The 14,101-nt window shown below is 43.7% G+C and carries 15 protein-coding genes; 13 read left to right on the top strand and 2 right to left on the bottom strand.

From position 1 onward, the window contains the following. Nucleotides 1-62 precede the first annotated feature (62 nt). The 13 genes from serC (at nucleotide 63) to HMPREF9960_RS05710 (ending at nucleotide 12,764) form a co-directional block, all read left to right on the top strand. Nucleotides 63-1,154: a 3-phosphoserine/phosphohydroxythreonine transaminase gene (serC, locus tag HMPREF9960_RS05770; RefSeq protein ID WP_005591854.1), complete on the top strand. Its 1,092-nt coding sequence runs from the start codon at nucleotides 63-65 to the stop codon at nucleotides 1,152-1,154. Nucleotides 1,155-1,166: 12 nt separating this feature from the next. Next, nucleotides 1,167-2,342 (top strand): 3-phosphoglycerate dehydrogenase family protein, encoded by a 1,176-nt coding sequence (locus tag HMPREF9960_RS05765; protein WP_005591855.1) that lies wholly within the window; start codon nucleotides 1,167-1,169, stop codon nucleotides 2,340-2,342. A 71-nt stretch (nucleotides 2,343-2,413) separates the two neighbouring features. Next, the gene (locus HMPREF9960_RS05760) at nucleotides 2,414-2,716 is read left to right on the top strand and encodes a YciI family protein (protein WP_005591856.1); all 303 of its coding nucleotides are present in this window, start codon (nucleotides 2,414-2,416) and stop codon (nucleotides 2,714-2,716) included. 99 nt (nucleotides 2,717-2,815) lie between these two features. Further along, nucleotides 2,816-3,169 carry an arsenate reductase family protein gene (locus HMPREF9960_RS05755; protein WP_005591857.1) on the top strand — a complete coding sequence of 118 codons (354 nt, stop codon included), beginning with the start codon at nucleotides 2,816-2,818 and terminating at the stop codon, nucleotides 3,167-3,169. Between the two features lie 167 nt (nucleotides 3,170-3,336). Beyond that, entirely contained in the window at nucleotides 3,337-4,272 is a 936-nt protein-coding gene (gene msrB / locus HMPREF9960_RS05750) for a peptide-methionine (R)-S-oxide reductase MsrB (RefSeq protein WP_005592296.1), read from the top strand. Nucleotides 4,273-4,436: 164 nt separating this feature from the next. Continuing rightward, nucleotides 4,437-4,679 (top strand): hypothetical protein, encoded by a 243-nt coding sequence (locus HMPREF9960_RS05745; protein WP_005592291.1) that lies wholly within the window; start codon nucleotides 4,437-4,439, stop codon nucleotides 4,677-4,679. A 199-nt stretch (nucleotides 4,680-4,878) separates the two neighbouring features. Then, complete coding sequence (tkt, locus tag HMPREF9960_RS05740) at nucleotides 4,879-6,855, top strand: transketolase (protein ID WP_005591860.1); 1,977 nt, start codon at nucleotides 4,879-4,881, stop codon at nucleotides 6,853-6,855. A gap of 163 nt (nucleotides 6,856-7,018) precedes the next feature. Further along, entirely contained in the window at nucleotides 7,019-7,309 is a 291-nt protein-coding gene (yajC, locus tag HMPREF9960_RS05735) for a preprotein translocase subunit YajC (protein ID WP_050806132.1), read from the top strand. Nucleotides 7,310-7,526: 217 nt separating this feature from the next. Next, nucleotides 7,527-8,276, top strand: coding sequence for an undecaprenyl pyrophosphate synthase (uppS, locus tag HMPREF9960_RS05730; protein WP_005591862.1), 750 nt, complete (start codon nucleotides 7,527-7,529; stop codon nucleotides 8,274-8,276). 15 nt (nucleotides 8,277-8,291) lie between these two features. Further along, nucleotides 8,292-9,095: a phosphatidate cytidylyltransferase gene (locus tag HMPREF9960_RS05725; RefSeq protein WP_005591863.1), complete on the top strand. Its 804-nt coding sequence runs from the start codon at nucleotides 8,292-8,294 to the stop codon at nucleotides 9,093-9,095. Between the two features lie 70 nt (nucleotides 9,096-9,165). After that, nucleotides 9,166-10,425, top strand: a complete 1,260-nt coding sequence (rseP, locus tag HMPREF9960_RS05720) for an RIP metalloprotease RseP (RefSeq protein ID WP_005592263.1) — start codon at nucleotides 9,166-9,168, stop codon at nucleotides 10,423-10,425. 17 nt (nucleotides 10,426-10,442) lie between these two features. Then, nucleotides 10,443-12,293: a proline--tRNA ligase gene (locus HMPREF9960_RS05715; protein ID WP_005591865.1), complete on the top strand. Its 1,851-nt coding sequence runs from the start codon at nucleotides 10,443-10,445 to the stop codon at nucleotides 12,291-12,293. 90 nt (nucleotides 12,294-12,383) lie between these two features. Continuing rightward, the gene (locus HMPREF9960_RS05710; RefSeq protein ID WP_005592305.1) at nucleotides 12,384-12,764 is read left to right on the top strand and encodes a PH domain-containing protein; all 381 of its coding nucleotides are present in this window, start codon (nucleotides 12,384-12,386) and stop codon (nucleotides 12,762-12,764) included. A gap of 100 nt (nucleotides 12,765-12,864) precedes the next feature. Here HMPREF9960_RS05710 and HMPREF9960_RS05705 read toward each other — a convergent pair whose 3' ends face one another. Next, a complete protein-coding gene (locus HMPREF9960_RS05705) occupies nucleotides 12,865-13,332 on the bottom strand; it encodes a hypothetical protein (protein ID WP_005591867.1) in 468 nt (155 codons plus the stop codon). A gap of 150 nt (nucleotides 13,333-13,482) precedes the next feature. Continuing rightward, the gene (locus HMPREF9960_RS05700; protein WP_005591868.1) at nucleotides 13,483-14,025 is read right to left on the bottom strand and encodes a hypothetical protein; all 543 of its coding nucleotides are present in this window, start codon (nucleotides 14,023-14,025) and stop codon (nucleotides 13,483-13,485) included. Nucleotides 14,026-14,101 lie beyond the last annotated feature (76 nt).

Below are 14,101 nucleotides of genomic sequence, written 5' to 3'. Positions count from 1 at the left end.
AATTATAGAAATTTTCTGAACATTGTGATATGATAGACAAAATACATTTTTGGAGGTAGGATATGACCATTTACAATTTTTCTGCTGGACCGGCAGTATTGCCCAAGGAAGTCTTGAAAAAAGCTCAGGCTGAGTTTTTAGACTATGCCCAAAGCGGCATGAGCGTGATGGAGCTATCCCACCGATCCAAAGAATTCGACGATATTATCAAAGAAGCTGAGAGCTTGCTGCGTGAGCTCATGGATATCCCAGACAATTACCGCGTCCTCTTTCTGCAGGGCGGGGCATCTACCCAGTTTTCTATGCTTCCTCTCAATCTCGCCAAGGGCGGCAAGGCCTATTACCTAGTAGCCGGATCTTGGGGCAAGAAGGCCTACACAGAAGCAGTCAAGCTGGCTAAGACCGTGCCTTTTGAGCCTATTCTTTTGGCTTCGTCAGAGGATTTAAATTACACAGAAATTCCTTTTTTTGATGAAAAAGAGATTGATCCGCAGGCGGCCTATGTGCATCTGACAACCAATAATACTATCGAAGGAACGGCCATCTACGACCTGCCAGCGACCAATGGCGTGCCCATTGTGGCGGATATGTCTTCTAATATCCTTGCTGCTCAGTATCGGGTAGAGGATTTTGGTTTGATTTATGCTGGAGCTCAGAAGAATATCGGACCAGCCGGCGTGACAGTGGTCATCATTCGTGAGGATTTGCTCAATGACGAGCCAGTTCTGTCTAGTATGCTGGACTACCGCATTCAGGCGGACAATGACTCTCTCTACAATACACCACCAACTTTCGCCATCTATATGGCCAAACTGGTCTTTGAGTGGGTCAAGGAGCTGGGTGGCGTAGCAGAAATGGAAAAGCGCAATCGTGAAAAATCTGGCCTTTTGTACGACTTCATTGAGCAGTCGGACTTTTATCGCAGTCCAGTCCGTTACAAGGAGCAGCGCTCAGTAGCCAATATTCCCTTTGTGTCTCCTAGCCCAGAGCTGGATGCTAAATTTAACAAAGAGGCTGCAGCAGCGGGATTCAAGAATATCAAGGGACACCGCAGCGTAGGCGGCATGAGAGCTAGTCTCTACAATGCCTTTCCGCTCCAAGGTGTCAAGGACTTGATTGCCTTTATGCAGAAATTTGAAGAAGAAAATTCTTAAGAGAGGGAAACTATGGTCTTTAGTGTCAAAACCTTTAATAATATCAATCAAATCGGCCTTAAGGAGCTGGGCAATGCTTTTCAGATTGACGGAGATAAGTCGGACAATCCAGATGCTTATATCCTGCGCAGTCAAAACCTGCATGGACAGGAATTTCCAAGCAAGCTCAAAGCCATTGCGCGGGCAGGTGCAGGAACCAATAATATTCCTGTTGACCAGGCAACAGCTCAGGGAATTGTAGTCTTTAACACTCCAGGAGCTAATGCCAATGCGGTGAAAGAAGCTGTCTTGGCTTCCATTCTCCTATCTGCACGTGACTATATCGCAGCTAATAGCTGGGCTAATGGCCTTTCTGGAGATGATGTTCCCAAGCAAGTGGAAGCTGGTAAGAAGCAGTTTGCGGGTACAGAAATTGCCAATAAAACCTTGGGTGTCATCGGTCTGGGAGCTATTGGTGGACGTATTGCCAATGATGCCTACCGTCTGGGAATGAATGTCCTAGGCTATGATCCTTATGTATCCATTGAGACGGCTTGGAATATCTCTAGTCATGTCAAACGGGTAGCAGACATCAAGGAAATTTTTGAAAAAAGCGACTACATCACTATTCATGTACCTCTAACTGAGGATACTCGTGCGACCTTTAATCAAGCGGCTTTTGAAGCCATGCAAAAAGGTACCACAATTATCAATTTCGCTCGGGGTGAGTTGGTGGATAATGCAGCCCTCTTTGAGGCCTTGGAAGCTGGTGTTGTCAAACGATATATCACAGACTTCGGTGTAGAAGAGCTGCTCCTTCATCCGCAGATTACAGTCTTTCCGCATCTGGGCGGATCGACAGAGGAAGCTGAGCTCAATTGTGCCATTATGGCTGGAAAAACAATCCGCCGTTTCATGGAAACAGGAGAGATTATCAATTCAGTGAATTTCCCTAATGTCCGTCAGGCTCTCTCAGCGCCTTATCGGATTACCCTGATTAACAAAAATGTACCAAATATTGTCGCTCGGATTTCAACAGCGGTCAGTGATTTGAATATCAATATTGACAATATCATCAACCGTTCTAAAGGTGATTACGCCTATACTTTGCTGGATCTGGATGAGTCGGACGAAGGTAAGATTCAGGAGCTGGTTGATAAATTTGAGAATAGCGATAATATTGTGCGCGTGCGTTTGATTAAAAAATAACAAAAAAATACGGCTTACATAAAAGTGATTTATATGCTAAATATCATAAGTAAAATATCATAGGAGTTATTATGTTTATTATTGATTTAACTTATAAAAAAGACCTAGTAGAAGTTGAAAAATATTTACCAGAGCATATTTCTTTTTTAGATAAATATTATGCATCTGGCCATTTTATCGCATCAGGACGGAAGAATCCTCGGACTGGTGGGATTATTTTAGTGAATACAGATAGTAAAGAAACTGTTCAAAAGATTATTTCAGAAGATCCTTTTTATATTCAAGAGATTGCAGCATATACTTTCACCGAGTTTTATCCGACAAAGTATTCGCAACACTTCAAGAAAATATTGGATGAGGGTGATGTCTTGTAGAGGAAGCATTTGCTTTCTTTAACAGTAAGCATAGAAATTTCAAGCTATTTTGGAATTTTAGACCACAAAGTCTAGAGATTAATAAGAATTGAGGTAAGTATGTTAGAATTTATCGAATACCCAAAATGCTCTACCTGCCGCAAGGCCAAGGCTGAGCTCAATCAATTAGGAGTGGACTTTGAAGCGGTGGATATTGTCAAAGAAACGCCTAGTCAGGAGCAACTTCTGCAATGGATGACCAATTCTGATTTGGAGATTAAGTCTTTCTTTAATACCAGTGGTATCAAGTACCGAGAATTGGGGCTCAAGGATAAGGTCCCTCAGTTTTCTGCTGAGGAGGCAGCCGCACTTTTGGCGACCGACGGCATGCTGATTAAGCGACCGCTGCTAGTCCAAGATGATCGGATTGTGCAAGTTGGTTACCGAACCGAATACAAGGAATTAAACCTTTAATTAAAGATGGGAAATTTCCTGTCTTTTTATATTTTCTTGAAACTATTAAATTTGGCTAATCCATAGAGGCGCAGTATTTGATATGATTTTTAAGAAAGTCCCAATCAAAATCCTATAAAAGTTTCTCTTTTTATGAGAAAATAGAGGAAAAGATTGGAGGGATGTTTATGGCAGAAATTTATCTAGCGGGCGGTTGTTTCTGGGGCTTGGAAGAATATTTTTCTCGGATTGAAGGGGTTGAGAAGACGACAGTAGGCTATGCCAATGGACAAGTAGAGTCCACCAACTATCAGCTCATTCACCAGACCGACCATGCGGAGACGGTGCACTTGATTTATGACGAAGAAAAAATCAGCCTGCGGGAAATTTTGCTCTACTATTTCCGAGTCATTGACCCCCTATCTATCAACAAACAGGGTAATGATATTGGACGTCAGTATCGGACAGGTGTTTACTATGTCCGTGAGGAAGATCGCGCCACTATCGAGCAGGTTTTTGCTGAGCAGGAGGAGCAATTAGGACAAAAGTTGGCTGTAGAGCTAAAGCCCTTGCGCCATTATATCTTGGCCGAGGATTATCATCAGGATTATCTCAAGAAAAATCCGACGGGTTATTGCCATATCAATGTCAAGGATGCTGAGCAGCCCTTGGTAGATGCGGGCCATTATCCTAAGCCTAGCCAGCAGAAACTCAAAGCAGTGCTAAGTGAGGAGCAGTATCAGGTGACCCAGCAGAGCGCAACGGAGCGCCCTTTCCATAATGCTTACAACGCGACTTTTGAGGCAGGGATTTATGTTGATGTGACAACTGGCGAACCACTCTTTTTTGCGGCTGACAAGTTTGAATCTGGTTGTGGCTGGCCTAGCTTTGCTCGTCCTATCGCTCGCGAGCTTATCAAGTATTATCAAGATTTGAGTCATGGCATGGAGCGAATTGAAGTGCGGAGTCGCTCAGGAAATGCCCATTTGGGTCACGTCTTTACCGACGGTCCGCAGGAATTAGGCGGTCTGCGCTACTGCATCAATTCAGCAGCTCTGCGATTTATCCCGAAAGAGCAAATGGAAGAGGAAGGCTACGGCTACCTGCTATCCTATATGGACTAATGCTCACTTTCGTCGCTTGTCAACCTTCTCAAAATCTAGCTAAACTAGCCAGAAATAATCAGCCAATTTCCTCTTTTCTAACGCTCCAAGCATTTATATATGTAAATACCATAGAAAAGTGTATAATGGTTAGGAAAAGATAAATGTTATGGAAGGAATGCAAAATGGAGAAATTGGATATTACTACAATGTCTGATTATAAAAAGGTAGAAGCTGTTATTCAATTACTAATCGATGGAGTTTTGACCAGCTATCGTGTGGCGACAGATGCCAACATCAGCAAAATGAGCATCTTGACACTGGTCAAAGGTAGCAGCAAGATTAAGAATATTACTTATCAAACGGCTATTGCTCTGATTAATTGGTATGAAGAAAATCATGAAAAATACGGTATTACTATTCAATAAGTAGCCGATTTTACAGGGAAATATATATAACTGGAATTCTATGAGTGGCTTGCTTGTGGGATTCTTTTACTGAAGGAAAGAATAGCCTTTCCATTATTGCAGGAAAGGCAAAAATTTCATATAATGGAAATAAGAAAAATGAGCGTAGGAATGTCTGCTGGTTGTAGCAGCCCGCTAAATTTTTTATAAGGAGAACTCAATGTCACAATTATCTGTTAATGCCATTCGCTTTTTAGGAATTGACGCGATTGAAAAGTCTAAGTCAGGTCACCCTGGTGTCGTGATGGGCGCTGCGCCGATGGCTTACGACCTATTTACCAAACAGCTGCGTATCAATCCAGAAGAGCCAAATTGGATTAACCGCGATCGCTTCGTTCTATCTGCAGGACACGGCTCTATGCTGCTTTATGCCTTGCTCCATCTGTCTGGCTTTAAAGATGTCAGCATGGAGGAAATCAAGAACTTCCGCCAATGGGGCTCTAAGACACCAGGTCACCCAGAGTTTGGTCATACAGCTGGAGTTGATGCGACGACTGGACCATTGGGACAAGGGATTTCTACAGCGACTGGATTTGCTCAAGCAGAGCGTTTCTTGGCTGCTAAGTACAACCGTGAAGGCTATCCGATTTTCGACCATTACACTTACGTAATCTGTGGTGATGGCGATTTGATGGAGGGAGTTTCAGCTGAGGCGGCTTCTTACGCTGGTCTGCAAAAGCTGGACAAGCTGGTTGTCCTCTACGATTCAAATGATATCAACTTGGATGGGGAAACTAAGGATTCCTTTACAGAAGATGTTCGTGCCCGCTATGAAGCTTACGGATGGCACACTGCTTTGGTGGAAGATGGAACAGACCTTGCAGCGATTGATGCGGCTATCAATGAAGCGAAGGCTTCTGGCAAGCCATCTTTGATTGAAGTTAAGACAGTTATCGGTTACGGTTCTCCAAACAAGCAAGGAACCAATGCAGTTCACGGTGCGCCTTTAGGAGCAGAAGAAGCGGAAGCCACTCGTCAAGCCTTGGGATGGGACTATGCGCCATTTGAGATTCCTGAGGAAGTCTATGCTGACTACCGTACAAATGTAGCAGAGCGTGGTGCCGCAGCATACGATGCTTGGAAACAGCTAGTAGAGGACTACAAGCAAGCCCATCCAGAATTGGCAGCAGAAGTAGCAGCTATCATCGCTGGTCAGGATCCAGTAGAAATCAAACCAGAAGACTTCCCAGCACTTGAAAATGGCTTCTCTCAAGCGACCCGTAATTCTAGTCAGGATGCCCTCAATGCAGCAGCTAAAGTGCTTCCAACTTTCCTCGGCGGTTCTGCTGACTTGGCTCATTCCAATATGACCTACATCAAGGAAGACGGCTTGCAGGATGATGCCCACCGTCTCAATCGCAACATCCAATTTGGTGTGCGCGAGTTTGCCATGGGAACAATTCTCAACGGTATGGCGCTTCATGGTGGTCTTCGCGTTTACGGTGGTACCTTCTTCGTCTTCTCAGACTATGTTAAGGCAGCTGTTCGTTTGTCTGCTTTGCAAGGCTTGCCAGTGACCTATGTCTTCACACATGACTCAATTGCAGTTGGTGAAGATGGACCGACTCACGAGCCGATTGAGCATTTGGCTGGTCTGCGTGCGATTCCAAACCTGACTGTCCTTCGCCCAGCGGATGCACGTGAAACTCAAGCAGCTTGGTATCTGGCCCTTAAGAGCCAATCTACTCCGACAGCTCTAGTCTTGACCCGTCAGAATCTGACAGTTGAAGAAGGCACAGACTTTGACAAGGTAGCTAAAGGTGCTTACGTGGTCTATGAAACAGGAGCAGATTTCGATACCATTTTGCTGGCTTCTGGTTCTGAGGTTAATTTGGCTGTTGCAGCTGCTAAAGCACTGGCAGCAGAAGGTGCTAGAATTCGCGTGGTCAGCGTGCCATCAACAGAGCTTTTTGATGCTCAAGATGCAGCCTACAAAGAAGAAATTCTGCCAAATGCAGTTCGTCGCCGTGTAGCCATCGAGATGGCAGCTAGCCAGCCTTGGTACAAGTATGTTGGTCTTGACGGTGCAGTTATCGGAATCGACCAGTTCGGTGCATCTGCTCCAGCAAGCAAGGTTCTGGAAGAATACGGCTTTACAATTGAGCACGTAGCAGAAGTTGTTAAAAATCTTAAATAAAAAGACTTAAGATCAGGATGCTAGTCATCCTGATTTTTTTGGAAATCATTTTCCTGCCTTGTCAAACGGGCCAAAATCTGCTATAGTAATTAGTAGATGAATTCCAAAGGAGAAGAGAAATGAATCCAACAATGATGATTATTTTTTTGTTGTACTAGTAGGGATGATGTATTTCCAAGTACGGACACAGAAAAAGCAAGCTGAAAAACGGATGGAGAGCCTTAATAAACTGCAAAAAGGCTATGAAGTCATTACTATTGGTGGTCTTTACGGAACTGTTGACGAAGTTGATTCAGAGCGTAAGACTGTTGTCTTGGACGTAGACGGTGTTTTCTTGACATTTGAATTGGCAGCCATTAAGACTGTTTTGCCATTGACAGAAGGTATCCCAGCTGCTGCAGGAGTGGAAGGCGATATCGCTGTGTCTGATGAAGATACTGCCATTGAAGAATAGGATACAGGACAGCCGAGAGGCTGTCTTTTTTATTTTAAGGACATATTGTAAACTCATCTTTTACAATATTATAGTTGCACAACACTAGCGAAACCTGTCTGCATACACTACCAGCTATTCATCATCAGCTCTGATAGACGAAAAATCAGCTCTCCTGCCCACATTTAAAGGATTTATGATATAATGAAATGATAAAACTTTAAATAGGATAAAAAATATGTTTAGTTTTAAGAAAAAAGAAAAGCTCGATGAGGCCTTGCTTGTTCCCAAGCATATAGGCATTATCATGGATGGCAATGGTCGTTGGGCTAAAAAACGTATGCAGCCGCGCGTCTTTGGTCATAAGGCAGGTATGGAAGCCTTGCAAGAAGTGACGATTGCAGCCAAGGAGATGGGCGTGCAGGTCTTGACAGTCTATGCCTTTTCAACGGAAAACTGGACGCGACCAGAAAAAGAAGTGTCTTTCATTATGAATTTGCCGGTTGAGTTTTATGACCGCTATGTGCCAGAATTGCACAGAAACAATGTAAAAATTCAAATGATTGGCGACACGAAGCGCCTTCCTAAAGCTACTTTTGAGGCCTTGGAGAAAGCTGAAGATCTGACTCGCTTGAATACGGGGCTGATTTTGAACTTCGCCCTAAACTATGGCGGACGAGCTGAGATCAATCAAGCGGTTCAGAAGCTTGCTCAAGATGTTTTAGATGCGAAAGTTCAGCCAGCAGATATTACAGAGGAAATGCTTGGAGATTATCTCTACACTAGCAGTTTGCCTGTAAGCTTGCGAGATCCTGACTTGGTTATTCGTACGAGTGGCGAGCTGCGCCTTAGCAATTTCTTGCCTTGGCAGACAGCTTATAGCGAGTTGTATTTTACAGATATCCTTTGGCCGGATTTCGATGAGAAGGCTTTGAAGGATGCAGTTGTAGAGTATAATCGCCGTAATCGCCGCTTCGGCGGTGTATAAAGGAGGGAGAAAAAGATGAGTTTAGATTTACAAAGACGTCTTCTTTTTGGAGGAATTGCTCTAGCTATTTTTATACCTCTAGTGAAGATGGGAGGGATTCCCTTCCAGATCAGTGTTGGCCTTTTAGCTATGCTAGCAGTGCATGAATTGCTTAAGATGAAGGGGCTTCCGACAGCGACCTTGGAGGGCGGATTGGCTATGCTGGCAGCTTTCGTCTTGACCCTGCCACTTGAAAATTACTTGAAGTTTTTGCCCGTGGACGGCAATGTGATGGCTTATGGCTTGGTTGTTTTCGTCTTGCTAGGAGCGACTGTTTTAGGTTCCTCTTATAGCTTTGAAGATGCGGCTTATCCGATTGCTTCTAGTTTTTATGTCGGTCTAGGTTTTAATGCTTTGATCGATGCCCGTTTGGTGAATGTGGACAAGGTTTTGCTGGCCCTCTTTATCGTCTGGGCGACAGACAGTGGGGCCTATCTGGTTGGTACTCGCTACGGACGGAGAAAATTATTGCCAAAGGTATCGCCAAATAAAACCATTGAAGGCAGTTTAGGAGGCATTATCTCAGCGGTGTTGGTTTCGGCGATTTTTATGTCTGTTCGTCCGCAAGTTGCCACTCCATATAGTTTTGTGACCATGCTGCTCTTGACAGTTGTCTTTAGTATTGCTGGTCAATTCGGCGACTTGGTAGAGAGCGCCATCAAGCGTCACTTTGGTGTCAAAGACTCAGGGAAGTTTATTCCTGGGCATGGCGGTGTTTTGGATCGCTTTGATAGCTTGCTTTTTGTCTTCCCACTGATGCACCTCTTTGGCCTGTTCTAAGGAGTTTGGTGGCCAAGCAGCCGAAAGCCTTCTTGGCTTAATGAACAATCTTAAGAGAAAGATTAGACTTATGCAGATTATTACATTTATTATTATTTTTGGGGTCATTGTGGTGGTTCATGAATTTGGACATTTCTACTTTGCCAAAAAATCAGGTATTCTAGTTCGTGAGTTTGCCATTGGGATGGGGCCGAAAATTTTTGCTCATATTGGCAAGGATGGAACAGCCTACACGATTCGGATTCTGCCGCTAGGTGGCTATGTCCGCATGGCTGGCTGGGGCGAGGATTCGACAGAAATCAAAACAGGTACGCCAGCAAGTCTAACTCTGAATGAAGAGGGAAAAGTCGTACGCATCAATCTGTCTGGCAAGAAAATCGATCAGACGGCTCTGCCTATGAATGTGACCAGTTTTGATTTTGAAGAAAAACTAGAGATTACAGGGCTGGTCTTAGATGAAAGCAAGACTTATTCTGTCGATCACGATGCGACCATTGTTGAGGAAGACGGAACGGAAGTTCGGATTGCTCCGCTGGATGTCCAGTATCAAAATGCAAGTATCTGGGGACGACTCATTACCAACTTTGCGGGTCCCATGAACAACTTTATCCTGAGCATTGTCGTCTACTCTCTCCTAGCCTTTATGCGAGGAGGAGCAGTGGACTACTATAGCAATCATGTTCAGGTTGTTCCTCAAGGAGTGGTGGCTAAGGCTGGTTTGAAAGACAATGACCAGATCGTTCAGGTCAATGAATACAAGGTTTCCAATTGGGATGAGTTGACAGATTCTGTCCAGAAGGCAACCCGTAACCAAGGAAAAAATCCAGAAGTAACGATTACCTATGAACGAGATGGAAAGACTCAAAAAGTGACGGTCCAACCAGAAGAAGATGGGGGACGCTATTATATCGGTGTGACCAATGCTGTCAAGACGGGCTTTTTCGATAAGCTTCTGTCAGGTGTGACAGATACTTGGTACACAGCAAGTCGTATCTTGACGGCCTTGAAGGATATCATCTTCCACTTTAGTTTGAACAAGTTGGGTGGTCCAGTAGCGATCTACAAAGCGAGTTCGCAAGCAGCGGAGCTTGGACTTCCAGCTATCCTGTCCCTGATGGCCATGTTGTCCATCAATATCGGAATCTTTAACTTAATCCCTATTCCGGCCTTGGATGGTGGGAAAATCTTGATCAATTTGATCGAGCTGGTTCGTCGCAAACCGCTCAAGCAGGAAGTAGAGACCTACTTGACCCTTGCTGGAGTGGCGGTCATGGTTATCTTGATGATTGCCGTTACTTGGAACGATATTATGAAATTATTTTTGAAATAGAAAAGGAATGAATCTGAATGAAACAAAGTAAAATGCTTATTCCAACACTTCGCGAAATGCCAAGTGATGCGCAGGTTATCAGCCACGCTTTGATGCTCCGTGCGGGTTATGTTCGTCAAGTCTCTGCAGGTGTCTATTCATATCTGCCACTTGCTAACCGTGTGATCGAAAAAGCTAAGAAGATCATGCGCCAAGAATTTGATAAGATTGGTGCGGTTGAGATGTTGGCTCCAGCCCTTCTCAGTGCGGACCTCTGGCGCGAGTCAGGTCGTTACGAGACCTACGGTGAAGACCTCTACAAGCTGAAAAACCGTGAGAAATCAGACTTTATCCTAGGGCCAACCCATGAGGAAACCTTTACGGCTATCGTCCGTGATTCGGTTAAATCCTACAAACAGCTGCCGCTTAATCTCTATCAGATTCAGCCTAAATACCGCGATGAAAAGCGTCCTCGTAACGGGCTCTTGCGGACGCGTGAGTTTATCATGAAAGATGCCTACAGTTTCCACGCTAACTATGACAGCTTGGATGTAGCTTATGATGAATACAAGTCTGCCTATGAGAAAATCTTTACCCGCAGCGAGCTGGATTTCAAAGCCATTATCGGCGATGGTGGTGCCATGGGGGGCAAGGACAGCCAAGAATTCATGGCCATTACGCCGGACCGAACAGATTTGAATCGCTGGGTTGTCTTGGACAAGTCTGTAGCCAGCTTTGATGAAATTCCTGCAGAAGTACAAGAAGAAATCAAGGCAGAATTGCTTAAATGGATGGTTTCTGGTGAAGATACCATTGCCTACTCTAGCGAGTCTAGCTATGCGGCCAACCTAGAAATGGCAACCAATGCTTATAAACCAAACAAAAAAGTAGTGACTGAGGCAGAGTTGGTGCGTGTAGAAACCCCTGACTGCAAGACCATTGATGAGGTGGCAGCTTTCCTACAAGTTGATACAGAAGAAACAATCAAGACCTTGGTCTACATGGCTGATGACAAGCCTGTTGCAGCCCTTTTAGTTGGAAATGACCAACTCAACGAAGTCAAGCTGAAAAATCATTTGGGAGCTGATTTCTTTGAAGTCGCTAGTGAAGAGGATGTTCGTCAGCTCTTGGGCGCAGCCTTTGGTTCTCTAGGACCAGTCAATCTGCCAGAAGATGTGACTATTATCGCGGACCGTAGAGTCCAAGACCTTTCTAACGCTGTAGCAGGAGCCAATGAAGATGGCTACCACCTGACTGGTGTTAATCCAGGCCGTGACTTTAGTCCTGAATATGTGGATATCCGCGAAGTTCGTGAAGGTGAAGTGTCTCCGGACGGTCAAGGTATCCTTAAGTTTGCTCGTGGGATTGAGATTGGGCATATCTTTAAGTTAGGAACTCGCTATTCTGACAGCATGAACGCCAATGTCTTGGACGAAAATGGCCGTGCCGTACCGATGATTATGGGCTGTTATGGTATCGGTGTCAGCCGCCTCCTCTCTGCTGTTATGGAGCAGCACGCTCGTCTCTTTGTCAATAAAACTCCTAAGGGTGAATTCCGCTATGCTTGGGGCATCAACTTCCCTAAAGAACTGGCACCATTTGATGTACATTTGATTCCGGTCAATGTCAAGGACGAGGAAGCTCTGGCTCTGACTGACCAAATCGAGGCTAACTTGCTAAGTGCTGGTTATGAGGTCTTGGTGGATGATCGCAATGAGCGCGCGGGTGTCAAGTTCAGCGACAGCGATTTGATTGGTCTCCCAATCCGTGTGACAGTTGGTAAGAAAGCCGCAGAAGGCATCGTCGAAGTCAAGATTAAGGCTACGGGCGATACCATTGAAGTCCACGCTGATAATCTGCTAGAAACTCTGTCTATTTTGACAAAATAAAAACAACTGCCAGTTTTATCTGGCAGTTTTCTTTTGCTTATTAGCCTTGAAAATGCTATAGTAGGGAAAAATGAATTGGAGGATCAAAACATGGGATTATTCAGCGGTTTATTGGGCAATGCTTCTCAGAAAGATATTGAAAAAACAGAAAGAGAATTGGAGAACATTCTGACGCCGGCAGAAAATGTGGAGTTATCTTTCAGTCTGATTCGCGACTTGATTGTCTTTACAGATAAGCGGTTGATCTTGGTGGACAAGCAGGGAGTGACAGGCAAGAAAACGGCTTATAAGTCTTATCCTTATCGCTCCATTTCTCGCTTTTCAGTGGAAACGGCTGGCCACTTTGACCTGGACGCTGAACTGAAAATCTGGGTTTCCAGCGCTGAGGAACCAGCTGAAACCCTAACCTTCCGAAGTGATAAAAGTGTCATTGCTATCCAAAAAGCGCTGGCAGAAGCGGTATTGAGATAAAAAGCGGTTGAAACCGCTTTTTTTGCAAACAAAAACTAACCATAGCTTATTAGCTTGGTTAGTCTATAAATAAAGATTGACGATCTGGAATACTTCCCATCTAGTTGTCTTCACTAGGGAAAGATTCACCAAAATGCAGCTCAGAGTATGGAGTTTCAAAATGACCTCCGTCATAAGTTACCTTGACTGAACTTATTCCAAAGTCAACGATTATTGGTTTTGCAGCAGTTATAAAGACATAGCGATTAGCGTTTTGTTTTATATCATAGACTTTTACTGCTCCGTAAATGGAATCGGAAGAATAGATATCTCCATTTTTAGTCGATTTGCTTATTTCAATGGTCTTCTTAGTAGGAGAGTAGGATAAATTATAGGCTTCTTTTTTTCCGATGCCTTGTGTAATAAAAGTTTCGTTGTCATCACTTTTAGCTTGAAAGTGAATAAAATTTTTATCAAAACTTTGCTGAGCGTTGTTCATAACGAGAAATACATTTACTCCCCATGCAGCTAAGCCCAAAATAAGAAGAGAAGCGATACCAATAAAAACAGTTTTTTTAGTTAAGCGCATAAAAACTCCTTGAAAATCATGCTATTGGAGAAGTGAATGCCAATAGCTTGCTCTATAAAATATTTTCTAAGTTTTTTCTTGCTGGCGAACTAAGGACTTGGCTAGCAAGACTGGATAGTTTCTAAAGTATAAAATCAGTCCGAAAAGATTTTATTCTTCTGTGAATCCTTGAGATAGCAGAAAAGCAAAGAAATCTTCGGGCTTTTCCTTAAGCTTTTTGAATAGGTTATCTTTAGTTGTTTCCCCTAAAGCAGCCATGACTTGTTTTTCTTTTGCTTTGCTGAGATCAAAGTGGGCAACTTGTGCAACGGTTTTCTTGTCCTCTGAAACTTTGACTTCAAGTGTGACTCCATCTAACTTGCTGAATTTATCATAAAAGTCACTGGCTTTCAATTCTTCTTGATAAATGTTGATGATTTCTTCAGGACTCTTACTTTGCTCGTCCTCTTGAGTCGGTTTCGTAGCCATAAAATCGAAGGCTCGAATCCTATCTTTTTGATAATAAGCGACAATTTTATTATTGTATCCGTTAGGCATGTTGTAAGCAAAAGTCTTGGTTTTTACTTTCTCTTCTTTTTTTGGCTTGCTTTGGCTCTGACTTTGGTTGGGCTTGCTTTCGTGTTTAGTTTGCTTAGGCATGCTGCAGGCAGTCAAAGCCAGCAGACAGGCGCTAGCTAGTAAAATTTTCTTCACAGTTAAGACTCCTTTTGATAAATGTTTTTTCTATTATATCATAACTTAGTTTTAAGACAAGAAAACATATAAATAT

It is taken from the genome of Streptococcus cristatus ATCC 51100, from assembly GCF_000222765.1.
Lineage (GTDB): Bacteria > Bacillota > Bacilli > Lactobacillales > Streptococcaceae > Streptococcus > Streptococcus cristatus.
Note: the sequence above shows the minus strand (reverse complement) of the source record. Positions and strands in the feature narration are given on the sequence as shown.